The following is a 24397-nucleotide window of genomic DNA, read 5'->3' on the forward strand; positions in this document are numbered from 1 at the left end:
TACGATAGGCGATCGCAATCTGCACAATCCCAAAGCGATATCTTCGATAAGCCACGCTAACGCATACCGTTAACTCCTCAAAAGCGATCCGCTTTATCTTGCTTCACGCATCGTTAGCAACAGAATAATGATATTTTTATAGTTAATTTAGGGCAACAAATATATAAGCAAAATTTGATCACACTAAAAATTATGTTGCAATCAATCGAGGGAGTGTACAAAAACGGTAAGGTAGAACTTACAGAATTACCACCCGATGATATTTCAGAAGGTCGTGTAATTATCACTTTTCTAGAGTCGAAAAACAATCAACAGCCAAAACAAATAATGCAGTTTGGTATGTTCTTTGGAAATCAACAATCAACAGCAGCAGATTTTCAAATTGCTGAATTTCATGGTGATAGTGAGGACACCTTAGACTGGTCATAAGTAGGTATGAAATATGTCATAGATACTCATGCTTTAGTCTGGTTTCTTGAAGGTAATCCACGCTTAGGTACAAATGCTAAAGCTATCCTTTCCCATCCTGATTCATAGTTAGTTATTCCTGCAACTACTTTAGCTGAGGCTGTTTGGATTGTGGAAAAAGGTAGGACATCTATTCCTCAACCTCAAGATGTAATTTCAGTAGTAGAATCTGACCCTCGTGTGGTAATTTATCCACTTGATCAAGATGTAATTAAAATGACTATAAGCCTATCTATTATTAATGAAATGCACGATAAGCAAATTGTAGCAACTGCGTTAGTTTTAGCAACTCAAGGTAATGTTGTGCAGTTATTAACGTGTGACCAAAATATAACTGCGTCGGCTTTGCTTGCTACTGTTTGGTAGTTTTTTAATTAAGGATATTGTAGCGATCGCCTACGGTGGACGGAATGCGATCGCACTCTACACAATCCTAATGCGATCGCTCGTCTTCAACAGAGTAAAATACACTTTATTTTCAGTATTCAATTATCCAGCCTACGAATGCGAATTGCTGTTGGTGAAATAACAGTAAAAGCTCCCAGTAATTCAGAATGGTGTTGATTAATGGTATTAGCAATAATCTCTGATTTGCTGATTGTAGATAACCCTGCTAATCGAGTTAAGATAACACCTGATGCAATACGACGTAAGCGGAAAACTAACTCACCAAAATCTTTGTCTGATGTTAATAATATTGCTTCTTCTTGGTTAGCCAAATCCAGTACTACATCATCTGAAATTCCTGGCTCCATTTCAGCAACGTACCACACTAAATGACCATCTTGGCGTAAACGCTCAACAATCTGCCAATCTAAATTTTCGTCTGCTAGAAATTTCAAGAAACGTTCTCAACAATCGGATAAACTACATCATATCGTAGAGCTTCAGCCGCAAATGCCAAAGCTGCTTGAATTGCTTCGCGTGTGAGTCGCGGATGTGATTCTAATATTTGTTCTGGGGTTTCACCAGCAGCTAATTTTTCTAGAATTAACTCAACAGTAATTCGCGTACCGACAATCACAGGTTTTCCCATCAACACTTTTGGATCGGATACAACCATCTGTCTAATCAATTTTTGCATGATTTTCGCTGCTCTATTTGTTATTTTTTACTGAAATAAGCTATAAACGGCACTAATTTTTTCACCAGATAACTCTTGAGTTTGTTTTTCATGTCCATCTCTTATATAGAGCTTATTTTCATACCATACAGGCTCTCTTCCTGCTTGTATTTCAATCATTAATACTGTGTGGTCATGATATGTTATAGGTGTTAATGCTGTATTAACGCTGGTTTTTAGCCATTCCGGTAATTTAGAATCCCTAATTTTTCGACTAATATTTAGTATATATTGATCAGGCGTTATGCTTTGAATTTTAGCCTCTCTTTCTATTCCAACAATACCGAATGGGAAAAATCTAGGTGCAGATATTTGATCAAGTACTTCAATAAGTTCTGTATCTTTTTCTTTGTCAGATATCCCCAAAAAAATATATCCTCTTTTTCCTTTGCCTAGATTTGCTATTGCCGCAATATTTTGACAAATTTTTTCAAAACAATTGTTATCGAAACTCCGATTAGAACGGTTTAATGACAATAATCCTTGTTTAAAATCATAATTTGGAGCTTCTGTTTTAGAGCGTCTTAAATAGTTCTCCAAGTCTATGGCATAAGAACCACTACTACGAGTTGTTGATGTTGATAATTTAAAATAATTTTGAATTAGTCCTTTTGTAAGACCAATATTTCTTGTTCTTTTATCTGCTGTAATACTAGCACTTACTTCTATTTTGGTCATAAGTCCCATTACAGCATTAAAAATTGCCTCATAATCAAAAGCTTCTTTAGATTCTTGGATAATTAGCTCATAAAAAGCCATAAATAATGTATAAAACGGCTCCTTAACTGGATTGCTAACTCCTCCATCACGACTAAGAATCCTTCTGAGGAAGTTTTTATCATTTCCTAAGTCTGTTAATGAGACTGAATTTACAGCATTTTTTATCTGCGATAGTATGGCTTTAATATCTTCTTTAAGGTTGTCTGTTCCATATCGTGTAACTGCTAATTCTATTTCATCTGATTTATCTATATCTCCCTTGCCATAATAATTATCAAAGTTTTCTTTTCTTGCTGGAAAAGGTTTTCCTAAAGCTATAGAAAGTATTATGTCTGCTAACAATTGTTCATCTGCACTCTCCCGCAAATCAGAGTTACTTATAATACCTTGACGACACCAGAATGTATCTTCTGCAAGAACTCCATATCCTAAATTAATAGATTTAGAATCAATACTAATCTCAGGCATTTCTGAAAGAGGAACAATTTCTCTTGATACATCACCTCGAATTTCGCAAGCTAATAATCTAACTAATTCTGCAAAATTACTGGTAACTCCAGCTGATCTTACTTCTTGAGCAGATAAATGTTTTCCATTGGAATTAATTCTATTAAATACATCTTCAATTTCCTTGTTACTGTTAGCCTCATAGATAGTAACGGCTAATGAATATTCTAAAAAATCTATACATTCTTGAGCATTTAATAATTTTTCTATGCTTGTATCTATTGGTTTAAATACTCCTTGATTACTTAGTTCGTTAGCTAGTGGATGTTTTGTAACATCAAAAAACTTATCATTAATTGAGAATTGGTTTTCAATAAAACAAAAAATTGCATTTAATCGTTGCATTCCGTCAATGATTTCATACATATCCTTGCCATCTTTTTTAAATTTGCCAAATAAAATTAGTGGAATAGGATATTTTAAAAGAATGCTTTCTATTAAAGATGCTTTCTCTGTTTTCGCCCATACAAGTTTACGTTGATATCTACGATTTACAATAAGATTATTTTCTCTATAAAGACGATATAATTCTAATATACTTATTCCCTTGGGTGTAATACTCATAGTATTTTGTTATTTTTATTAGTGTGTAATATATTTGTTATTTAGTTACCAAATCGCTTCTAAATTCAACACAAAATCATTCAATACATCTTCCCCTGATAACGTCGCAGGCGAGTTCAACACCTCAACCTCTTGACCTTGTCTATAAATTTCTACTTGTCGGGATTTACGATTAATTAATAAACCTAAACGCACACCATTATCTATATATTCCCTTATCTTTTCCTGTGCAACCTTCAAACTATCACTTGGGGAAAGTAACTCAATTACAAAATCAGGACAAATGGGGAAAACTTTTCTTTTTGTTCGTCAGTTAAAGCATTCCATCTTGACAGCTTTATCCAAGAAGCATCAGGTGAACGATCGCCACCTTTAGGTAATTTAAAACAAGTAGAAGAATCAAAGGCGATGCCAGTACCATCAGCATCAGTCCAATTCATTATTTGTTGAGTAATTCTAGCGTTTTTATTTCCCGTTTCTCCTCCCGTGGGTGGCATGATAATTAATTCTCCCGTAGCAGTGCGTTCAAATTTCAAGTCACGGTTCGCTTGACATATCTGAAAAAATTGCTCATCTGTCAATTCCAACGCTGGTTTTAGATTGATTGTTAAAGCATTCATAAGGATATCTCTGATTCAAATATTAAGGCAGGCGTAAAGCCTGCCCATGTAATCCTATTCTATGCCTTCAATCCGGTCTTCAACTTCTTGGTACAACTCGCGGAGGTGGTCTAAGTTCTCCTCGCTAGTTTCCCAATAACCGCGACCATTCACTTCCAACAAAGTGGATACCATCTTGCGGAAAGAATGGGGGTTGAGGTTCATCAAGCGTTTTTGCATTTCTTCATCTTTGATGAAGGTTTCGTTTGCATCCTCATAAATCCAGTTGTCCACAGCACCAGCTGTTGCACTCCAACCCATTGTATTAACCAAACGCTTGGAGAGTTCGCGCACCCCTTCATAACCGTGAGACAGCATACCTTCATACCACTTGGGATTTAATAATTTTGTACGGGCATCTAAGCGCACGGTTTCGGATAATGTGCGGACTTGGGCGTTAGCTGTGGTGGTGTCTGCAATGTAGGATGCTGGCTTTTTACCATCACCACGCAGACTTGCTACTAGCTTGGTGGGGTCTGAGTCGAAGTAGTGGGAAACGTCGGTCAAACTAATCTCGGAAGAATCCAAATTTTGGAAAGTCGCATCAGCAGTTTTCAAGGTGCTTTCAAAAATCTGCCGGGATTCGTCCATCATTCCGGGGTTATCGGAATTGAAGGAGAAAGATTTGCGTTTCAGATACATTTCCTGTAACTCGGCTTCACTGTCCCAAGTGCTGTTTTCTACCGCCAAATTGATGTTTGACGAGTAGGAACCGGAAGCGTTGGAGAAAACGCGGGTTGCGGCTTGTCTGAGGTTAATTCCCATTTCCTCAGCTTGCTGCATGGCGTGTTTGCGGACAAAGTTCATGTCTAATGGTTCATCCGCTTCCGCCGCCATTTTCACCCCTTGGTCTAGCAGGTTCATCTGGTTAATGAACAAGTCGCGGAATACACCAGAACAGTTGATAACTACGTCAATTCTGGGTCTTCCCAACTCTTCTAGGGGGATTAACTCCAACTTGTTCACCCGTCCCAAAGCATCAGGAACCGGACGCACACCCACCATCCACATAATTTGGGCTAGGGATTCGCCGTAGGTTTTGATGTTATCGGTTCCCCAGAGAACACAGGCGATGGTTTCTGGCCAATTACCGTTGTTTTCGGCTTTGTTACGTGCCAACAGCCTATCAACAACAATTTTTGCTGATTGTACAGCAGCCGCCGTGGGGATTGATTGGGGGTCGAGGGCGTGGATGTTTTTACCTGTGGGCAATACATCCGGGTTGCGGATGGGGTCGCCACCAGGGCCGGGAAGAATGTATTCGCCTTCTAAACCTTTGAGTAATGCGCCGAGTTCGTTGTCTGCACAAACTTGTTGTAAACAGAATTCTAAATACTCAAACAAGGGTTTTAAAGCAGAACCATCGACTTTGGGATAACCTGCTTTGTGCAGTGCTTCTACCCAAGGTTCCTTTTTGCCCATGTTGAAGAAATTCAATCGGGAAACGAGAGAAACCCTTCCTTCAGCGTCGGTTTGTTCTTGGACTAACGCCCCAACAGCAGCGCGGGTAGCTAGGGTGATTTCTTGTAATAGTTGAACATCTTCTAAGATACCGCGATCGCTATTTTGGTAAATCTCGTCAATATCTCGCCCTAAACTATTGGCAATAATCCGGGGTAAGCTGAGAATTTCTTCTTCTTGACGGTCTAAGCTGGCGATATTTACAAGAGTTGCAACGGCTTCCTCAGCTGTTGGGGGTTTACCAATGACGTGCAAACCACAAGGTAACAACCGCGATTCAATTTCCATTAACTTGCGGTAGACGCTGCCGACAATATTATCCCGTTCTTCGGGGGTCATATCTTTGGCATCGGTTTCAGGCAAGTTAATATCTTTATCCAGGTTGACGATGCGGCATTTATCCATAATCGTGTTGACGATGGGGATACCGCGACCGCTATCTTTTAAGGTTTGGTAAGAAGCAATTAACTCGCTGAGTTCTTTCAAACCTTTGTATAAACCAGCGTTTTCGGCAGGTGGTGTGAGGTAAGAGATTGTCTCGGCGTAACTGCGACGTTTAGCAATGGTGGCTTCGCTGGGGTTGTTAGCGGCGTAATAGTACAGGTTAGGAATATTCCCAATCAAGTTATCGGGGTAACATTCACCCGACATCCCCATTTGCTTACCAGGCATGAATTCCAAGGAACCGTGTGTACCAAAGTGCAGTACCGCATCCGCGCCCCAAACTCTTTCCAGGTAGGTGTAGTATGCCGCAAAGCCGTGATGAGGGCTGGCGGAACGGGAGAACAACAACCGCATTGGGTCGCCTTCATAACCAAAGGTAGGTTGAACACCAATGAAGACGTTACCGAATTGTTTACCGTAAATCAGCAAGTTTTGTCCATCGCTGTTGAGGTTTCCTGGTGGTGGCCCCCAGTTTTCTTCTAGGCGTTGGGAATAAGGTGTCAGTTCTTCGTATTCTGGCACTGACATCTTATAGGCAATGTTGAGTTCGGGGCTGGCGTACTGTGCCTGTGCGTCGTGAATCACTTCCTGCATCAAGGCCTCAGCCGATTCTGGTAACTCTGGCAAGTCGTAGCCATTGTTTCTCAGCGCCTTCATCACTTCGTAGATGGAACCGAATACATCTAGGTATGCGGCTGTACCTACGTTGCCTTTGTCAGGAGGGAAGCTGAAAACGGTGATGGCAACTTTTTTGTCTAGTTTGGGTTTGCGGCGGAGATTTGCCCACTTTAAGGCACGTTGGGCTACAGCTTCGATGCGGTCTTGGAGGGCGATCGCTTTCCCTGTTGCGCCATCTCTACCCGATAATATGATGGGTTCGATTGCCCCATCTAATTCGGGAATCGCAATTTGTAACGCTACTTGAATGGGATGTAAGCCTAAATCGCTGTCTAACCATTCTTCGGTGGTTTGGAATACCAAGGGTAATGCCACCATGTAAGGGCGATTTAAGCGTTTGAGTGAGTCAATTGCCTTGGGATGGTCTTGTCTAGCTGGGCCACCAACTAACGCAAAACCAGTTAAGGAAATAACTGCATCAACTAACGGTGTATTTGTAGTTGGTTCGTAGAAGTAGGCATCCACAGGCTTGGAGAAATCCAAACCACCAGCAAACACAGGCACTACCCGTGCGCCTAGTGATTCCAACTCCTGAACCATTGCCACATAATGGGCATCATCACCTGTAACTAGGTGAGTGCGTTGTAATACCAACCCAACACAGGGGGCTAATGGATCTTTTAAATCTTGGGGGATATCTCGACGGGCTGTGTACCAATTGAGATATTCTCGGACATCCTCATACATGGTTGTGGCTAGAGGATGCCAAATGCCCATATCAGGGTAGACAACTGGTGCTTCATATTCAATAGAGGCAGAATTTTTTTTGTCTACGCCTTTTAATACATATTTGTCAGCCAGCATCAGCAAGAAGTTTTCCAGGTTTTCTGGAGAACCACCTAGCCAATACTGAAAACTCAACATAAAATTGCGTGCGTCCTGTGCCTTGTCCATTGGCAAGAACTTCAGCACTTGGGGCAGTGTCCGCAAAAGTTTCAGCATTCCATCTTGGAATCCTGCACCGGATTTTTCTTTGCGTTTCCGCATGAATTGTGCGATCGCACTTTTTGATTGACCCAACTGCGCTAAGGAAAAACTGCCCATTTTATTTAGGCGCATTACCTCTGGCATTGATGGGAAAACAACGGCAACGTCTAAATTATCGCGGTACGGTTCTACGGCTGTTACTACTTTTTGTGCTAAGTCTTCGATAAAAATCAGTGAGGCAATAAAAATATTGGCACTTTGTATATCCCGTTGGAATTCTTCGTAGTTTTCAGGGTCTCGAAGTTCCTCTATTAAGTACCCGCTGATTTCAATCGCCAGATCCGGACTGTTCGCGTTAATCGTGCGAACCGCTTGCGACAATGCACTCTGGTACTGGGACTCAAGCACGACATAGACCACCTTAATTAAATTACGTCCGCGCAGGTTTTCAGGCGCAATGTGTCTAATGGTGGACTTGACGTGGGTGAACATGCTTCCTCTGCTCCTTTGATGCGTGTTCTCGACTAGAAGTTTTTGATGGCTGATAACGCCACTAATTACTTCTTTTATTCGGCAATAAGAGTTTTTTATCAGAAAAACCTTGCCCAGAGAGCATTTTGCCTGATTTCTGACACAAATTGATATAAAAATCGCAAACTTTGTTAACAAACGTTAATAAATAATAAGAGCCAATACTCAAAATATGTAACAAAAAATTAATATTTTGAGAAATTGGTTACTAGGGACTAGGCGTTGGGGAGTGTTGAATATGCTTCAGGCTTTACTGCAAAGCCAATTTTTTAAGTGTAAATACTGTAAAAATAAGATAAATAAATCACAAATGATTAAGAATTTAGATGATTGTATAGTTAAACTAAAGTTTTTTATAATACAAAAAGAATACTTATAACTTTGCAGATTATAAAGAAAAAGTGATAGATTTCAGGACTTACTCAAAATTATGAAAAAACGAACCGCAAAGGGCGCAAAGGACACAAAGTTATAAGAGTTTGAGAGAGTTCTTGCGTAAGTCCTAAGATTTATTGCTGCGAGTCTGCACGGTGAGTGTAGAGATAATGGAGATTATTAGAGAATTAGAGGCTATAGTTTCAGACTGAAATTCTTCTTTCAGCACTGATTACACAATATCTTGATCAATCACAGATTTGCTTTTAACACTAATACATGGGACTATTTTCTATCTGAGCCTATAATTTTTGCACCTGCTCAATAGTTAAACCAGTACAGTGAATAATTAATGCGATCGCCATACCTTTACTTAGCATACTTATGGCAATTTCCTGAGCTTTTTGTTCTAAACTTTGTTTAAAACCCAGTTCAAAACCTTCTTGATACCATTCTTGCCAAATCTCTTCATAAATAACCGATTCAAGCATAAAGTTATTGGGGTTGAGTGTCTTCTGTTTGAGCCTGTAATTTTTGCACCTGTTCAATAGTTAAACCTGTGACATCGACAATTATTTCCAGATTAATACCTTTATTAATCATTTTGATGGCAATTTCTTGAGTGTTTTGTTGAATCCCCTGCTCAAGACCTTCTTGTAAAATATCTTGATAAATTACAGATTCGCGCATAATACCACTCCGCAATATTCTTTTAATTACGTCCTTATTTAATACTAGCCCAGATAACACGGCTGTTGATGCAGCAAGATTACTGCGGATGCGGGTGTCATCGAGCGCTTCAATAACTTGAGCTACTTATTGTAAGGTTCGCGTTTGGTCATCGGTTTGGCTTAAAGTTGCAAACGGTAGCAAACCTGGGTAATTGAAAAATACTTCTGTTGGCTGTTCCCACAGTCGAATTATGTCAAATCTGTGCCAGCTATTTTCTAAAACAAATTCCGTTTGATAAACTAGCTCAGAATCACTTGGTTGTAAATAAATTACCACCTGACGCATTTTTTTCTGGGGAAATTTTCGATACCCACGTAAGCGATAATCACTCATACGAAAGGGAATATCAGCTTTTGGTCTGGTTTGAAATTCCAGGTGAAGAATAATTTCATCGGACTGTAACAAAATTAGCGCATCTGCTCGTATGGGTTCGAGGGATAATTCCGATGGACTTAGTTGAGTTAGTGCAATTGGTTCATTCAGCAACCAAGTTGCAAAGTCACTGGTGAATGATTCAGCAAGGAACTTACAGACATTATCATACATAGGTTGTAATTTTATCAGTACCCTTTGAATCCCCTAATTTTTTATATAAATGTTTACTATTAACTTATGAATTTAGTAAATATTCTCATTGTCTCCAAGTACAACTGTAGAAAATGGGGATTGGAGCGATCGCGGTGTCATTATATTCTTTTGCGGACAATCAAAAGATTTATAAAGAAAATCGCCCACAATACTGTATTCCCGACAACATAATTAATAGATTTCAGCCAATTTTTCTCCAACAGCTAAAGGAGAGCCTGATGGTTACAACAACAGTACCGCAGCAACAGGTCAAAATCGGCCCCACCAAACTACTGATTAATAACGAGTGGGTAGATAGTGTCAGCGGCCGCCGATTTGCCACAATTAATCCAACTACAGGCGAAACTATCTGTGAAGTTGCAGAAGCAGATGCAGCCGATGTTGATAAAGCAGTGCAAGCAGCGCGTAACGCCTTTAACCGTGGGGAATGGCGTAATATATCTGCAACCCGTCGCGGTGAATTGCTCTACAAATTAGCAGATTTAATTGAGCAGAATATTGACGAGTTAGCGCGACTAGAAACTTTAGACAATGGCAAACCACTGCAAAATTCTTTAGGAGATTTAGGTTTAGTTATTGCCTGTTATCGCTACTATGCAGGTTGGGCTGATAAAGTCCAAGGTAAAACGATCCCCATTAACGGATCATATTTTTGCTACACCCGCCATGAGCCTGTGGGGGTTGTTGGTCAAATTATCCCCTGGAATTTCCCACTGCTGATGCAGGCGTGGAAGTTAGCCCCAGCTTTGGCAACTGGCAATACTGTGGTGATGAAAACGGCGGAACAAACGCCGTTATCAGCATTGCGAGTCGGAGAGTTAATTATTGAGGCTGGTTTTCCGGCTGGGGTGGTGAATCTTTTATCAGGATACGGCCCAACTGCTGGTGCTGCGATCGCTCATCACATGGATATTGATAAAGTCGCTTTCACTGGTTCCACGGAAGTTGGACACTTGATTATGGAAGCGGCTGCAAAAACTAACCTCAAGCGCGTGACTTTAGAACTTGGTGGTAAGAGTCCTAATATTGTGTTTGCAGATGCAGACATGGATGCGGCGATCGCTGGTTCTCACGATGCTTTATTCTTTAACCAAGGTCAATGCTGTTGCGCTGGTTCGCGGCTGTTTGTCGAAGAGAAATGCTACGACGAATTTGTGGCTAGAAGCGTTGAAAGAGCTAGACAGCGAATTGTCGGCGATCCCTTTGATTCTAAGACAGACCAAGGGCCGCAGGTAGACCAAGAACAATTTAACAAAGTCATGGGTTACATCGAATCTGGGATGCGGGAAGGCGCTCAGATGCTTTGTGGTGGACAAAGAGTAGGCGACAAAGGTTACTTCATTGCCCCTACAGTCTTTGCTGATGTTCGTGATGATATGAAGATTGCCCAAGAAGAAATCTTTGGCCCAGTAATGAGCATCATTAAGTTCAAAGATATTAACGAAGTCATTGAGCGGGCAAATAACACTATGTACGGACTCGCTGCTGCCGTCTGGACTCAAGATATTACCAAAGCCCATGCGATCGCTAACAATCTCCGAGCAGGTACAGTCTGGGTCAATTGTTACGACGTATTCGATGCTGCTGCGCCCTTTGGTGGTTTCAAGCAATCAGGTATCGGCCGCGAACTAGGTGAATATGGCTTACAGCAATACACCGAAGTTAAGACTGTTACCATCAAACTGTAAACTTAAATGTATTAAAGCTCTTGGGCAAGTTGAGCTTTTGCCTGTTGCCAGAGCATCTCCAACTCATCCAAACTGTATTCAGAAAGGGGGCGGTCAACCACTGCCTCCATTTTTTGTAACCGTTGCACAAATCGCTGATTTGTCCCTTGCAAAGCAGCGCTAGGATCAAGATTATACCAACGGGCTAACTGAATCACCGCAAATAATAAATCGCCTAACTCTGCTTGCTGACGTTCTGGTGTTTCCTTTGCCAAAGCTTGCTGAAACTCTCCTAACTCTTCGTGAAACTTAGCCCACACGCCATCAATGTTTTCCCATTCAAAGCCTACTGCTGCTGCTTTGTGCGAAATTTTCATCGCCGCCATCAACGGGGGAAGAGTGCGCCCGTAGCGGCTGAGTTTGGCACTCAGTTGTTGATTTTCTGGGGTTGGTTCACCTTTTTCTGCTGCTTTGATTTGCTCCCAGTTTTGCCGAACTTCATCGGCATTTTGTACCGACACATCACCAAATACATGGGGATGGCGGCGAATTAGTTTTTGGGAAATACCTTGGGCTACTTCTTTGAGGCTGAATTGTTGGTACTCTTTGGCGATTTGGGATTGTAATACAACTTGTAAGAGTAAATCACCTAATTCCTCTGCAATTGCGGCTTGATCACCACTTTGAATTGCATCTACCACTTCATAAGCTTCTTCAATCACATAAGGTATAAGCGTTTCGGGAGTTTGTACCAAATCCCAAGGACAACCACCATCAGGCGATCGCAATTTTGCCACCACATCAATTAATTCTTGTAACGCCGCCAATGTTTCAGCATTTTCGTGATTTATTTCCATAACTCACCTGTCAGCCATCTAAATACTTCTTTACCTTAAGCAAAGCATGATAAGTATTCAACTGGAAGCGATCATTACTTCTCTATAACTACAGCACTTACGCCATCTCTCACAAGATGACCATCTTCCATGTAAATAATGCGATCGGCAATATCTAAAATACGGTTGTCGTGGGTGACAAGCAATATTGTACAGCCTTGCTCTTTGGCTAGTGATTGCATTAATTCGACAACATCGCGCCCAGATTGTTTATCGAGGGCGGCTGTCGGTTCATCTGCCAAAACTATTTTAGGCTGACTTACCAATGCACGCGCGATCGCTACTCGTTGTTTTTGTCCACCAGAAAGACTATCTGGGTAGTAATTTAGCCGTTGTTCTAATCCGACTGCTGCTAACATTGCTTGAGAACGTGCCAGCATTTCTTGAGGTGAAATTTTTGGTTGTAATTCCAAACCCATACGCACATTCTGGAGAGCTGTTAAACTCCCGTGCAAGTTATGGGCTTGGAAAATATAACCGTTGCTGCGTCTTGCTTGTGTGAGTTGTTTAGCATTAGCACCACAAAGTTCTTTATTTAGTACTTGTAAACTACCAGACTGGGCAGAACGTAAGCCACCTACTAAGGTTAATAATGTAGTTTTACCGGAACCAGACGGCCCGGTCATAATGATAATTTCACCTGCATTAATGGTGAGGTTGATATTAAATAAAACCTGTTTGCGGAGTTGCCCTTTACCAAAGTAATGGTTAAGATTTTGGATAGATATGACAGGTTCGGAAGAATAATTAGTTTCCATAAATATTTTTATCTCACGCAGAGGCGCAGAGGCGCGGAGAGTTACGAGGATTTTTAAAACATATCGGCGGGGTCGGCGGATTGGAGTTTGCGAGTGGCGATCGCCTGGCCAGCATTAACTTTAAAACCTTCATTTACCAAAAGCGTTTCCACCCGACTACCTTGACTGGATGCGGGTGCTGACAATTTAATTACTTGTCCTTTTGGCTCTAGTCTGCCCAAGGCTGTTACCGTTTTGATTGTGGGTATGGTTACAGTTTTCACTGTATTGGAAGCCTGTGATTTTACGTGCAGAAATCTTGTGATTCCGGCGATCGCAAATCCTACCGCTAACACCAGCAGAATTCGTTGGCGAACGCTAGGTTTAGAGGATTCCGAACCTCTCTCTCCTACTTCAGGCACTTTCAGCCCCCTTTTAGTTAGTACGTTAATTAAACTAATTAGTTTAACTGTACTGTAATTAAACTATACGGTACATTACAATCATGTCAAGACTTTTCGGTAGAATTAATGTTTCGGACAAGTTTGATAGACTGTTGACCGCTGGCTGTCAAAGACCTCAACTAGTTGATTTAGAGCATGATCAAGAAGAGGAGAGACACAGAAAAAACCAATCAAGACCGTTTACCGTCAGCAGAAAAAGTTGATGCTATCTTTGCTGGGGCAATGCAAGAGTTTTTAGCACACGGTTACGCGGCGGCAACAATGGACAGGGTTACAGCCGCAGCAGGTGTATCGAAAACCACGATTTACAACTACTTCCAAGATAAAGAAAGTTTATTTACTGCTTTAATTGAGCGACTAGCAAAGGAAAATTTTCGAGAAGCGTTTAGTCCGCAAGACTCACAATTTCTGCAAGGAGAACCTCATATAGTGCTGCGACGCATAGGAATTAATGTTGTCGAGCAGATTAATCATAGACAAGAGTTGCTGAGTTTGGTGAGGCTGATTATTGGTGAGTCTGGACGTTTCCCTTTATTAGCCCAAGTTTTTATCAGCAACGTCGATAAGCCGCTTTTAGAACTGCTCATGCAATATTTTGCGGCTCATCCAGAATTGCAACTGCCTGACCCAGAAGTAACTGCGCGGATTTTTCTTGGTACATTAATTCATTTCACAATTGTCCAAGAGATGCTGCATTGTCAAGAGATTTTACCAATGGAGCGCGATCGCCTCATTGATAACCTGATTAACTTAATTACCAACAACCAAATTCCTCAAACCGAAATTACAGACCAATATTCCGGTACAAAGCAGAAAACACCCAGGCGTAAACGCAATTCCTCCGGTAAATTTCAACCTGATTATGGCTCAGAACCCAAACAATTAAGGTCTATCAGACTCACAGATACAGCTTGGGAAAACTTGGCACAATTGGCAGCTAAACATAACCTTACCCGCAGCGAAATGATCGAAATTATTACCCGTCAAGGCAATTTGGAGGCAGAAGGCAGAAGGCAGGAGGCAGGAGGGAATTAATTTCTGTATATACATGGCAAGTCGAAATTAATGTATATACATGGAAGATATTATCAATTTTATATATGAAGAACTCATTTCCCCTGCACCCCTGCACGCTTGCCTGCCTATTCCCCATTCCCCTGCATTTGAGTAAATTTGCTAGAGTGACACTAGGATTTTTCAGTTAAATCTCTGAAATTCAGCCAGCAGACGAGGCTACCCATGCTTACAAATACCCTACTTCTCTCGAACCAACTACCGACTTTACAATACTCCTCCACAACAGAACGATTCGATGAAACGTGGGAAGCCCCCCTGGCAACCCTTTTGGGACTAGGACGCGCCGCTGGTGCTGACTTCATTGAATTTTTCTTAGAGCGCCGCAACTACATTAGTTGCTTGGCAGAAGATGATGCTATCACCAGCATTTCACCGAGTTTGGCGACAGGTGCAGGTGTGAGAGTATTTCGCGGCAAAGCTGACTGCTATGTCAGTACAAACGACCTTTCCTTTACTGGGCTGAAAGCAGCTTTAGAAAAAGGACTGTCGATTTTAGGCTTACAACTACCCGCGCCTTACTCTTTTATCCCAGAAATCAATCTCGAATTATTGCGAGACTACGCCACAAAAAGAGGTAAAGATGGCTGGTTAGGGCTGTGTAGCTCTATCCGTGAAATGGGCGAAGTCCTTTTAGATGGTACTGCTGCTTTGACGCAAAAAGCCAACCATGTGCAATCTCGCCGTGCAACTTATTTCCGAGATTGGCAAGAAGTGTTAGTAGCTTCTAGTGATGGTACCTTTGCCCGTGACATTCGTCTCACCCAATCGGTAGGATTTAACTTATTGTCTGCCGATGGTGCCAATCGTTCTTCTATTGGGGAACGTGCAGGAAACACCAGCGATGCTAACTTCCTGAGAACTTGGGACTATACCCAAGCCGCCGAGCAAATAGCTGAGTCTGCTGGCAAAATGCTGTATGCAGATTATGTTGAGTCTGGTACTTACCCCATCATCATGGCCAATCACTTTGGCGGGGTAATCTTCCACGAAGCCTGCGGACACCTGCTAGAAACCACCCAAATTGAGCGTAATACTACCCCCTTTGCCGACAAAAAAGGCGAAAAAATTGCCCATGAAAGTTTAACAGCTTGGGATGAAGGGCGTTCTGACAATGCCTTTGGGACAATCGACATGGATGACGAAGGTATGCCGGCACAGAGAACATTACTCATCGAAAAAGGCATTCTCAAGAATTTCTTAGCAGATAGAGCTGGTTCTTGGCGGACTGGACACCCTAGAACAGGTAGTGGCCGCCGCCAAAATTATACCTTTGCGGCTGCCAGCCGGATGCGTAACACTTATATTGCCACTGGCGAATACACCAATGAAGATTTATTTGCCTCTGTTGATAAAGGCATTTACTGTAAAAAAATGGGTGGCGGTAGTGTTGGCGCTACAGGTCAATTTAACTTTAGTGTTGATGAAGCTTACTTAATTGAAAATGGCAAACTTACTAAGCCATTAAAAGGAGCAATTTTAATTGGTGAAGCCAAGGAAATTATGAATAAAATTTCCATGTGTTCTCAAGATTTAGAATTAGCTCCAGGCTTCTGCGGTTCTGTCAGTGGCAGCATTTACACCACCGTTGGACAACCACATATCAAAGTTGATTCCATCACCGTCGGCGGACGTTAATTATTTATATACAACCACAGATGAATACAGTCCATCTGCGGTTAATTTAAAATCCAAAATCCAAAATTGACTATGCCAAATATCCAAGAAATCGCCAATTACGCCAAGGAAAATGCTGATAAACTTGGCATCAAAAAATTTGACATTTATGGCTCAACCATAGACGAAACTAGCGTCCAAGTAGATCAGGGTGAGCCAAAACAAGTTAAAGCTTCAAATCGCTCTGGTGTTACCGTGCGTGTTTGGAATGAGCAAAACACAATTGGAATTACTAGCACCACAGATGTAGACCCCAAAGGATTAGAGTTAGCACTCAAAACTGCATACGATGCTAGTTTCTTTGGTGTCAAAGAAAATGTCCCAGATTTCAGTCCAGAGGCGACAGTTCCTATTGCTCAAACACCAAAAGATAAAGCGCCCCAAGCCCCAGTTGCTGAACTGATAGATAAACTACTGGTAGCAGAAAAAGAATTACTTTCGGCTCATCCAGCTATTCAAGGTGTACCTTACAACGGTTTGGCGCAAAGAGATATTGACAGGTTTTATCTCAACAGTGATGGTGCAGTCAGAACAGAATCTCACTCCATCGCCTCAGTTTATCTTTACAGCAAAACTGAAGAAGAAGATAAAAAGCCTCGCAGTGGTAATAGTTTTAGAATTAGCCACAGTGTTGATGAGCTTGACATTAATGGTTGTATTAAAGAAGCCGCAGACAAAACTATCAGTCACTTAAACTACGAAAAAGTCAAATCTGGTAAATATTTAGTTGTGTTTTCTCCAGATGCTTTTTTAAGTTTATTGGGCGCTTTTTCTAATTTATTCAACGCTCAAAGCATTTTAGATAAGCAAAGTTTGTCTACTCCTGATGATTTAGGCAAAGAAATAGCTTCTCCTTTGCTTTCAGTTTATGATGATGCCCTGCACCCTGCTAATGTTGGCGCAGAGACATTTGATGGTGAAGGTACTCCTACTCGTAAAGTAGCGTTGATTGAAAATGGTGTGTTAACGGGATTTTTACATAGTGCGGGTACAGCTAAAAGAATGAATGCTCAACCCACAGGTAACGCGAGTATTGGGGCAAAAGTTAGTGTTAGCCCCAATTTTTATCATGTATTTGCAGCGACAAACTCTGAACAGGAATTTAGTTTAGCCACAGCAGAAAATGTAATTTTAATTGACGATTTACAAGCTTTACATGCTGGGGTGAAAGCTTTGCAAGGCTCGTTTTCTTTACCGTTTGATGGTTGGTTAATTAACAAAGGTGAGAAGACAAGTATTGAATCAGCCACAGTTGCTGGGGATTTTTTACAAGTTCTCAAGTCAATTGTGTATCTAGAAAAAGAAGTCGAATTAACCCCAGGCGGTGTTTGTCCAAGAGTATGGGTTGAGGGACTTTCAATTACTGGGGAATAATTTAGTAAAAATTGCTGATTTTTGCATATAAACCCAGAAAAAAATAGGTTGGGTAGAGGAGCATGAAAGATATTTAATTATGCCTCCACCCAACAATAAATCATGAAATTTGTAGAGAAGATTTCATGGTGTAAAAGAATTGTTGGTTTAATTTAATATTGCCTAAACCTGCAATGATTTCAGCCATTTATTGACTAGGGTATTGGCCGTTTTCATTGCTGTATTGAAATTTTGCTTTAACTGATGCTGGCGATACCATTTTTGAAAAGCGATTTCATAGGCTTCACCTTTCGCATAAAAGTTATTCCAAAAGTCTAGACCAACAGTCAAGCCCCATAATAGGCAAATACCTAATGACCAATGAATACTAGGAATAATTAGAAAAAAATTAACTAATATTAAAAAACTATTGACAATAACGAAATTACCTAAACGTTTTTTAAACTTTGAGAGACGGTAAGTATCGAAAGCCTGGCGTTGTTGAATTTCGCTTTGTTGCGATCGCCAGTCTGTTTCGGCTAATTGTAAAGACTCTGGTGATATATCTAACTCACCTGCGATTTCTAATAATAATTCATAAGAAAATTCTTTATCTTGGTCATCAGCTTGACGGGCGATCGCCAATTGAAGAATGCGTTGGACATCTTCTTGACTATAAGAACGATTGCTATGAGGTTCAAATGGTGCCATAGTTTTTACTATTCATAAACCTTGTTAACTTTGTTTTTTAACGCGGTGTATCGCTGAGGTGGCGCGGAGTTATTACTATGTCTACACTAGCAAATCTAGAGAATGCTTTTAGGTAGCTTAAAAACATAAATATCTTGAATAACTTGTACCCAACCATCAGATACAGATTCGAGGATGCGATCGCCTTTTTCTTTGGTTGCGGTTGTCGCGTCACCAATCACACCACTTTTACTGATATCTCGCGTCGTCCAAGATACAGGTAATTGACCTTCCCAACTAATTAAAGTACTTTCTTGCTGTTCTGGTGGGTATTCAGCCACGGCTTTTTCGAGTTTTACCTGTTCTGGTAATATCGCTAACATAATGCTAGTTTCAGCATCTCCGGCGTGCATTCCCAGCTTGGCTTCTTTGGGTGTCAGCAATTCTTTGGTAATATTCGGCGCACGCCAAGTAAACAACGGAAATATTAAAAAGTCATCATATTTAACGTGTAAATCTCGCGCCGCCATTTGCATGATTTGCGGTTGTCCACCGTGGGAGTTCATCAAGACAAATTTTCTAAACCCAGCGCGGTAAATACTTTCTCCCACCTCCATAATTGTGGCTGTTAGGGTTTCGGAACTGAGGGTAATTGTGCCAGGAAAGTGCCAATGTTCGTTAGATTTACCATAATAGAGAGTGGGCAAAGAGTATGCAGGGATGTTTGCATCTAGCTTAGTCAGGGCTTTTCCCAGAATACCAACACTAATCGCTGCGTCCACAATTAATGGTAAATGGGGGCCATGTTGTTCAATTGCGCCCACTGGTTGAATTATTACCACATTTTCTTTATTGGGCATATCTTGGATATCAGTCCAAGTCAAGTAGGGAAAAAAGCGTTCTGGGGGAATAAAGCTGTGCATATCACTGCGATCGCGCCATCTGATTTTTAGGTGTTGTGAAGACTCTCAACACATCAGGATATTACCAGAAGCAGGGACGCATAATAGCCAAAGAACAAGTAGTAACAAGGAATAACTTAATGGTTGATGAAAATGGTTCCATCCGCACTTTATCAGTTGATATTGGTGGTAGCGGTGTCAAAGCGATGGTTTTGGATATCACCGGAACTCCCCTGACAGAAAGGGCGAGGGTAGATACACCATCCCCAGCAAAACCAGAAGTGGTGATTAATGCGATCGCAGTTTTAGCCGCCGCCCAAGGTGATTTTCATCGCGTTTCTGTGGGTTTTCCTGGTGTGGTGCGGTGCGGAGTCACAGAAACAGCAGTAAATTTACATTCTGATTGGGTTGGCTTTGACTTGGCAACAGCATTGTCTCAACGTTTAAATAAGCCAGTACGGGTAATTAATGATGCAGATATGCAAGGCTTAGGCGCGATCGCTGGTAAAGGTGTAGAGTTAGTCATTACTTTGGGGACTGGGTTTGGTTCAGCTTTATTTGTTGATGGTAAACTTGTGCCAAATATGGAAATGGGACACCATCAGTTCCGCAAAAAACAGACTTATGAAGAACAACTAGGACGCGCGGCTTTACAAAAGCATGGCGAGAAAAAATGGAACAAGCGCTTAGAAAAAGCGATCGCGTCTTTGCAGCATTTGTTTAATTATGATTATCTTTATATCGGTGGCGGTGAAGCTGTGAAAATAAATTTACAACTACCACTGAATGTCAAACTTGTTCCCAATGTCACGGGTTTGTTAGGTGGAATTGCTTTATGGCGTGATTAGGAATTGTCAGAAATCAGAATTAATTTAACCTGAGTTAGACAGACTCAAATAACCCCTTCTCTAACGGTAGTAGGGGCAAACGGCCGTTTGCCCCTACTTTTTTATTGATGCCGACTTATTATTTATTAAACAGTCTGTGTAGAAGCCGCTTTTGAGTCTGCGGTTGATTTTAAGCGGGTAATGATGGCTTTACGAATGCGATCGCTTTTGCGTACTCCACCTGTCATTTCGTATTCTCGGCTGTCTTTGCCATACTTCAACACTACACCACTAACCAAGCGTTCGGAAGTTTCACGAATGGTCTTTTCAAGAGTTTCTATGTTTGCTTTTGCTGTGTCAAGGGCAGTTAGCATCATATTATACTGGTCAAGCTCATTGCGGAGTTGCCCTGTTAACTCAGTTAAATGATTTAAACTGACGGAATCACCAAAGTCAAGACTTGAATCAATTGATTTAAATCCGATTAATCTCTGTTCTGTTTTTTCTAGCACCGGAGAGCTTCTTTGTTTACGTGGCATCAATAAATACCCTTTACTAAACTTTATCTTTCTAAGGTGTCTCAATAAGGCAATTTATTGGTTCAGTAAAACTTACAAAATAAGATGTTTTTTGGAATAAGGTTTGATTACTAGCTCAGTAATTTTACGACAAAAAATAATAAATCGTTGAGAACAGACTTGTGTTGTGAACCAATAGACTTGTGTTGTGAATGAATCGATTTGTGTTGTGAACGAATAAACTTGTATTCTGAACAAATGGACTTGTGTTGTGAACCAATAAACTTCTGTTTTGAACCAATAGACTTGTGTTCTGAACAAATAAACTTCTGTTTTGAACAAATGGACTTGTGTTTTGAACGAATAGACTTGTGTTTTGAACTAATACCGATTTAAAAAAATGTTGGCAACAGATACCCCACCCTAACCCTCCCCTTTGAAAGGGGAGGGAACTAGATTTCCTGATTTCCCCCCTTTCTAAGGGGGGATTAAGGGGGGTAATTCGACTTGTGTATACCATAGCTCTGCAAAGAGTAGCTTGTGATTTTATTGCTTCTCAAAACGGCGATGTGTGGGTAACGCACTCTTTTTCTGTTTTTCTTGCAAACTGCTGGTTTGCTTCAAGACTGGAATACACTGGTTAATCATCCACATTAAAACCTCAATTGGTGAGTCTCCTTGCTGAAAGCGATTTTCGGCATTTACGCCAATTAATATTGTTTGCAGAATTAGCAAGAAAGTAATAGCTTTTTGACTTGCACTCTTACCAGGTTTTTTAGCTGACATCTGAATTGACCTTGTTTTTGCGTTTACAAGGTCAATTATTTTTTTGGGTATTTCCCCAGACATATCCCCCACGCAACGTCTATAATGCTTGTATCGTCAGCTTTTGCAGCTTGGGGAAGCTTTTTTGTTTGGGTAATTAAAAATTATTTCAGACTGATGTCAAGAAATATTCGTGAAAATGAATCAGCCTTAGAGAATGTACTCAGTCTGCTAGAAGCATTGCTGCAACTTTCAGAAAAGCAAGATTGTGAGTCAAAACTTCCACTTTGTGTTATCTGGAATGCTGATAAGCTGCGAATTACCGGATATAAAAGCGAACAGACAACAGGAAACAGAAGCAAAACAACTGAAGTTGGTACAAAGAAGGAATATTTACTCAATCAGATTAAAAATGCTGGGAAAAGTTTAAAGCTTCCCCGGAAAAAAGCAGAATCTAACCTTTCTCAAAAAGAAAGAGAATTACAAGAGCTTCAAAATGCACTTGACTTGTTCAAAGAATTGGGAGTGCGAGAAGACCAAAAAACTGCGAAAAATCAAGGTTATTGGAAATTTACCCTGACTTTAAAACATCAGACAGCGACGATAAAAGAGAATCTGGAGGTGGTTAAGCAGAAGTGGAAGGAATATCAAAAGGCGAATTTAAAAGAAACATTCCAGGAACAAACAACAGATAATAGCTTGGATTGGCAAGACATCTGCGGCGCTATGCTGGAAAAGCACAAGCGTCTCACCACAAATGAGTTACTGTTTGCTGATGATGAGATGAAATTTGAGCTAGAGGCAATTCATGTACCTTTAGCATTGGTGGAGCGTAACAAACCGAAGAAGTGCAGCGAGGATATTTCCGCAGAACAAGGTTCGCGGCTTTATGAACCGAGTTATGAAGAGAAGCAGCGATTTGAACATGAGGCTTTTTTAGAAAAAATTATCCGTGATGGTGTTGGTAAAACTCAAGGACACCTCATCGCTTTAATTGGGGAACCAGGTGCGGGAAAAACGACTCAGTTGCAAACTATAGCTTTTTGGATATTAAACAACAATCTGGGTTTACCTATTTGGATTTCTTTGGCAGACTTGCAAGGAAAGAGTGTAGAAAATTATCTGCTGCAAGATTGGCTGAAGAACGCTTTAGAAGTGGTGCGTGTAAAAGAAGAACAGGAAAACGCTTTCGCAGATTTATTCAAGAATAATCGTGTGTGGTTGTTGTTGGATGCAGCAGATGAAATGTCTTCACCCCAACCATTAACTGAGATTTCCCAGCAGTTGACGGGATGGGTGAAAAATGCGCGGGTTGTGCTGACTTGTCGGGTGAATGTTTGGGAAGCAAACGCCAACGCTTTAGAAAATTTTGAGACGTATCGGTTACTCAATTTTGAATATCCGCAACAAGTGCAAGAATTTATTGGGCGTTGGTTTCACAAGAAGGATGCAGACAAAGGGGAAAAATTATGCCAGGAATTAGATAAACCTGAACGTCAGCGCATCCAAGATTTAGTTAAAAATCCTTTGCGGTTAGCGCTGTTGTGTAGCACTTGGCAAGGTTCCGATAAAGGTTTACCGGAAACTAAAGCCGGACTTTATCAGCAGTTTGTGGAAGAGGTTTACAAGTGGAAAGAAAACCGCTTCCCTACCACCGAACAGCAGCAAGAGGAATTAAACGCTGCGTTGGGACGTTTGGCAAAACGGGCAATCGACCAAGAAACGTCACGGTTTCGGCTACGACATAAGTTAGTGCGTGAGGAATTAGGTGATGCAAAACAGCAAAATTCTTTATTTTGGTTAGCGTTAAAGTTGGGATGGCTAAATGAAGTTGGAGTGGCTGCGGAATCAGCAACGAAAGAGAAAGTTTACGCTTTTTACCATCCCACATTTGAGGAATATTTTGCAGCGTTGGCGGTTGATAATTGGCACGAGTTTCTGAATCATATTCCCGACAACCCCGCACTAGGCGTTTATCGCATTTTTGCCCCGCAGTGGAAAGAGGTGATTTTGCTGTGGTTGGGACGTGAGGATGTGGGGAAGGATAAGAAGGAAGAGTTTATTCAGGCGTTGATGGAATTTGATGATGGGTGCGGAGAATACAGAGCTATTGATAGAGTCAGAAGGGGATTTTACGAGTTTCGCGCTTATTTTCTTGCTGCTGCGGGGGTTGATGAGTGTAAAAATTCTTGCAACGCAGATGCTATTGTGGCGGAAATTGTTAAATGGCGCTTTGGTGAGTTTAAGGTTGAACAAAACAAGTGGGTGAGATTTCTTGAACCAATCTTAGAGGAAGGAAGGACAGCACTACCTCAGACAAATCGCATAAAAGCAATTGATGCTTTGGTAGAGTTAATCTTCAAACCACAACTGGATGATTCTACCAGAAAGCTAGTGGTAGAAAGCTTAGGGCAAATTGGCTCTGGCAACCAAAAAGCAATTGATATCTTGGTGAAGTTAATCGACAAACCACAACTAGATGATTCTACCCGATGGCAGGTGGCAGAAAGCTTAAGGGAAATTGACTGTGGCAACCAAAAAGCAATTGATACCTTGGTAGAGTTAATTGGCAAACCACAACTGTATGATGATACCCAATGGCTATCGGCAGAAAGCTTAGGCAAGATTGGCTCTGACAACCAAAAAGCGATTGATGCTTTGGTAGAGTTAATGAGTAAACCACAGATGGATAATTATACCCGATTGCAAGCGGTATTTAGCTTAGAGAAAATAGGCTCTGGCAACCAAAAAGCGATTGATGCTTTGGTAAAGTTAATCGGCAAACCACAACTGCATGATTCTACTATAAGCCTAGCTGCATATAGCTTAAGCCAAATTGATCCAGGCAACCAAAAAGCAATTGATATCTTGGTGGAGTTAATCGGCAAACCAGAACTGAATGATGATAACCGAAGGCTCGCGGCATCTAGCTTAAGAAAAATTGGGTATGGCCACCAAAAAGCGATTGATACTTTGATGGAGTTAATCGGCAAACCACAACTGAAAAACTATAAGCGAGGGCCAGTGGAATAGAGCTTAGGCCAATTTGG

The 24397-nt window shown here is 41.1% G+C and carries 20 protein-coding genes and 2 pseudogenes; 8 read left to right on the forward strand and 14 right to left on the reverse strand.

Annotation, left to right across the window (positions count from 1 at the left end; genetic code table 11):
- Positions 1-192: 192 nt before the first annotated feature.
- Together NCWK1_RS23385 and NCWK1_RS30280 are read left to right on the forward strand one after the other, a co-directional pair.
- Positions 193-429 carry a hypothetical protein gene (locus NCWK1_RS23385; protein ID WP_103126360.1) on the forward strand — a complete coding sequence of 79 codons (237 nt, stop codon included), beginning with the start codon at positions 193-195 and terminating at the stop codon, positions 427-429.
- 150 nt (positions 430-579) lie between these two features.
- Entirely contained in the window at positions 580-834 is a 255-nt protein-coding gene (locus tag NCWK1_RS30280; protein ID WP_245894976.1) for a hypothetical protein, read from the forward strand.
- A 119-nt stretch (positions 835-953) separates the two neighbouring features.
- Here NCWK1_RS30280 and NCWK1_RS23395 read toward each other — a convergent pair whose 3' ends face one another.
- The 7 genes and pseudogenes from NCWK1_RS23395 to NCWK1_RS23425 all read right to left on the reverse strand — a co-directional run bounded on the left by NCWK1_RS23395 (position 954) and on the right by NCWK1_RS23425 (position 9735).
- Entirely contained in the window at positions 954-1310 is a 357-nt protein-coding gene (locus NCWK1_RS23395; RefSeq protein ID WP_103126361.1) for a DUF5615 family PIN-like protein, read from the reverse strand.
- Complete coding sequence (locus tag NCWK1_RS23400; protein WP_103126362.1) at positions 1307-1552, reverse strand: DUF433 domain-containing protein; 246 nt, start codon at positions 1550-1552, stop codon at positions 1307-1309. Before NCWK1_RS23400 ends, NCWK1_RS23395 begins: the two co-directional genes overlap by 4 nt.
- A 27-nt stretch (positions 1553-1579) precedes the next feature.
- Entirely contained in the window at positions 1580-3382 is a 1803-nt protein-coding gene (locus tag NCWK1_RS23405; protein ID WP_103126363.1) for a GmrSD restriction endonuclease domain-containing protein, read from the reverse strand.
- A gap of 45 nt (positions 3383-3427) precedes the next feature.
- Positions 3428-4002 (reverse strand): annotated as a pseudogene (locus tag NCWK1_RS23410) (Uma2 family endonuclease).
- A 54-nt stretch (positions 4003-4056) separates the two neighbouring features.
- A complete protein-coding gene (locus NCWK1_RS23415) occupies positions 4057-8043 on the reverse strand; it encodes a magnesium chelatase subunit H (protein WP_103126364.1) in 3987 nt (1328 codons plus the stop codon).
- A gap of 716 nt (positions 8044-8759) precedes the next feature.
- Complete coding sequence (locus NCWK1_RS23420; RefSeq protein ID WP_103126365.1) at positions 8760-8948, reverse strand: hypothetical protein; 189 nt, start codon at positions 8946-8948, stop codon at positions 8760-8762.
- A 4-nt stretch (positions 8949-8952) separates the two neighbouring features.
- Positions 8953-9735, reverse strand: a pseudogene (locus NCWK1_RS23425) (Rpn family recombination-promoting nuclease/putative transposase).
- A 134-nt stretch (positions 9736-9869) separates the two neighbouring features.
- On the opposite strand from NCWK1_RS23425, the gene NCWK1_RS23430 reads away from it, so the two are divergent.
- On the forward strand, positions 9870-11465 hold the full coding sequence (locus NCWK1_RS23430) for an aldehyde dehydrogenase family protein (protein ID WP_281259161.1): 1596 nt from the start codon (positions 9870-9872) through the stop codon (positions 11463-11465).
- Between the two features lie 11 nt (positions 11466-11476).
- On the opposite strand, the gene mazG is transcribed toward NCWK1_RS23430, so the two are convergent.
- The 3 genes from mazG to NCWK1_RS29720 form a co-directional block, all read right to left on the reverse strand.
- Complete coding sequence (mazG, locus tag NCWK1_RS23435; protein WP_103126366.1) at positions 11477-12301, reverse strand: nucleoside triphosphate pyrophosphohydrolase; 825 nt, start codon at positions 12299-12301, stop codon at positions 11477-11479.
- A 74-nt stretch (positions 12302-12375) separates the two neighbouring features.
- Positions 12376-13098: a DevA family ABC transporter ATP-binding protein gene (locus NCWK1_RS23440; RefSeq protein WP_103126367.1), complete on the reverse strand. Its 723-nt coding sequence runs from the start codon at positions 13096-13098 to the stop codon at positions 12376-12378.
- 53 nt (positions 13099-13151) lie between these two features.
- Complete coding sequence (locus NCWK1_RS29720; protein ID WP_187308223.1) at positions 13152-13499, reverse strand: HlyD family secretion protein; 348 nt, start codon at positions 13497-13499, stop codon at positions 13152-13154.
- Positions 13500-13676: 177 nt separating this feature from the next.
- Here NCWK1_RS29720 and NCWK1_RS23450 point away from each other — a divergent pair, with 177 nt between their 5' ends.
- From NCWK1_RS23450 to NCWK1_RS23460, 3 genes are all read left to right on the forward strand, one after another.
- Positions 13677-14576, forward strand: coding sequence for a TetR/AcrR family transcriptional regulator (locus tag NCWK1_RS23450; protein WP_103126368.1), 900 nt, complete (start codon positions 13677-13679; stop codon positions 14574-14576).
- A 204-nt stretch (positions 14577-14780) separates the two neighbouring features.
- The gene (locus NCWK1_RS23455) at positions 14781-16253 is read left to right on the forward strand and encodes a TldD/PmbA family protein (protein WP_103126369.1); all 1473 of its coding nucleotides are present in this window, start codon (positions 14781-14783) and stop codon (positions 16251-16253) included.
- Between the two features lie 72 nt (positions 16254-16325).
- Positions 16326-17666 carry a TldD/PmbA family protein gene (locus NCWK1_RS23460; RefSeq protein WP_103126370.1) on the forward strand — a complete coding sequence of 447 codons (1341 nt, stop codon included), beginning with the start codon at positions 16326-16328 and terminating at the stop codon, positions 17664-17666.
- A gap of 162 nt (positions 17667-17828) precedes the next feature.
- On the opposite strand, the gene NCWK1_RS23465 is transcribed toward NCWK1_RS23460, so the two are convergent.
- Both NCWK1_RS23465 and NCWK1_RS23470 read right to left on the reverse strand, forming a co-directional pair.
- The gene (locus NCWK1_RS23465; RefSeq protein WP_103126371.1) at positions 17829-18356 is read right to left on the reverse strand and encodes a 2TM domain-containing protein; all 528 of its coding nucleotides are present in this window, start codon (positions 18354-18356) and stop codon (positions 17829-17831) included.
- A 95-nt stretch (positions 18357-18451) separates the two neighbouring features.
- Positions 18452-19258 (reverse strand): creatininase family protein, encoded by an 807-nt coding sequence (locus NCWK1_RS23470; RefSeq protein ID WP_103126372.1) that lies wholly within the window; start codon positions 19256-19258, stop codon positions 18452-18454.
- A gap of 119 nt (positions 19259-19377) precedes the next feature.
- Between NCWK1_RS23470 and NCWK1_RS23475 the strand changes: the two genes are divergently transcribed.
- The gene (locus NCWK1_RS23475) at positions 19378-20085 is read left to right on the forward strand and encodes an ROK family protein (RefSeq protein WP_103126373.1); all 708 of its coding nucleotides are present in this window, start codon (positions 19378-19380) and stop codon (positions 20083-20085) included.
- A gap of 125 nt (positions 20086-20210) precedes the next feature.
- On the opposite strand, the gene NCWK1_RS23480 is transcribed toward NCWK1_RS23475, so the two are convergent.
- Together NCWK1_RS23480 and NCWK1_RS23485 are read right to left on the reverse strand one after the other, a co-directional pair.
- A complete protein-coding gene (locus NCWK1_RS23480) occupies positions 20211-20603 on the reverse strand; it encodes a hypothetical protein (RefSeq protein ID WP_103126374.1) in 393 nt (130 codons plus the stop codon).
- Positions 20604-21128: 525 nt separating this feature from the next.
- Positions 21129-21368 (reverse strand): hypothetical protein, encoded by a 240-nt coding sequence (locus NCWK1_RS23485; RefSeq protein WP_103126377.1) that lies wholly within the window; start codon positions 21366-21368, stop codon positions 21129-21131.
- 84 nt (positions 21369-21452) lie between these two features.
- Between NCWK1_RS23485 and NCWK1_RS23490 the strand changes: the two genes are divergently transcribed.
- The gene (locus NCWK1_RS23490; protein ID WP_222838809.1) at positions 21453-24380 is read left to right on the forward strand and encodes a HEAT repeat domain-containing protein; all 2928 of its coding nucleotides are present in this window, start codon (positions 21453-21455) and stop codon (positions 24378-24380) included.
- Positions 24381-24397 lie beyond the last annotated feature (17 nt).

It is taken from the genome of Nostoc cycadae WK-1, assembly GCF_002897135.1.
Lineage (GTDB): Bacteria > Cyanobacteriota > Cyanobacteriia > Cyanobacteriales > Nostocaceae > Nostoc_B.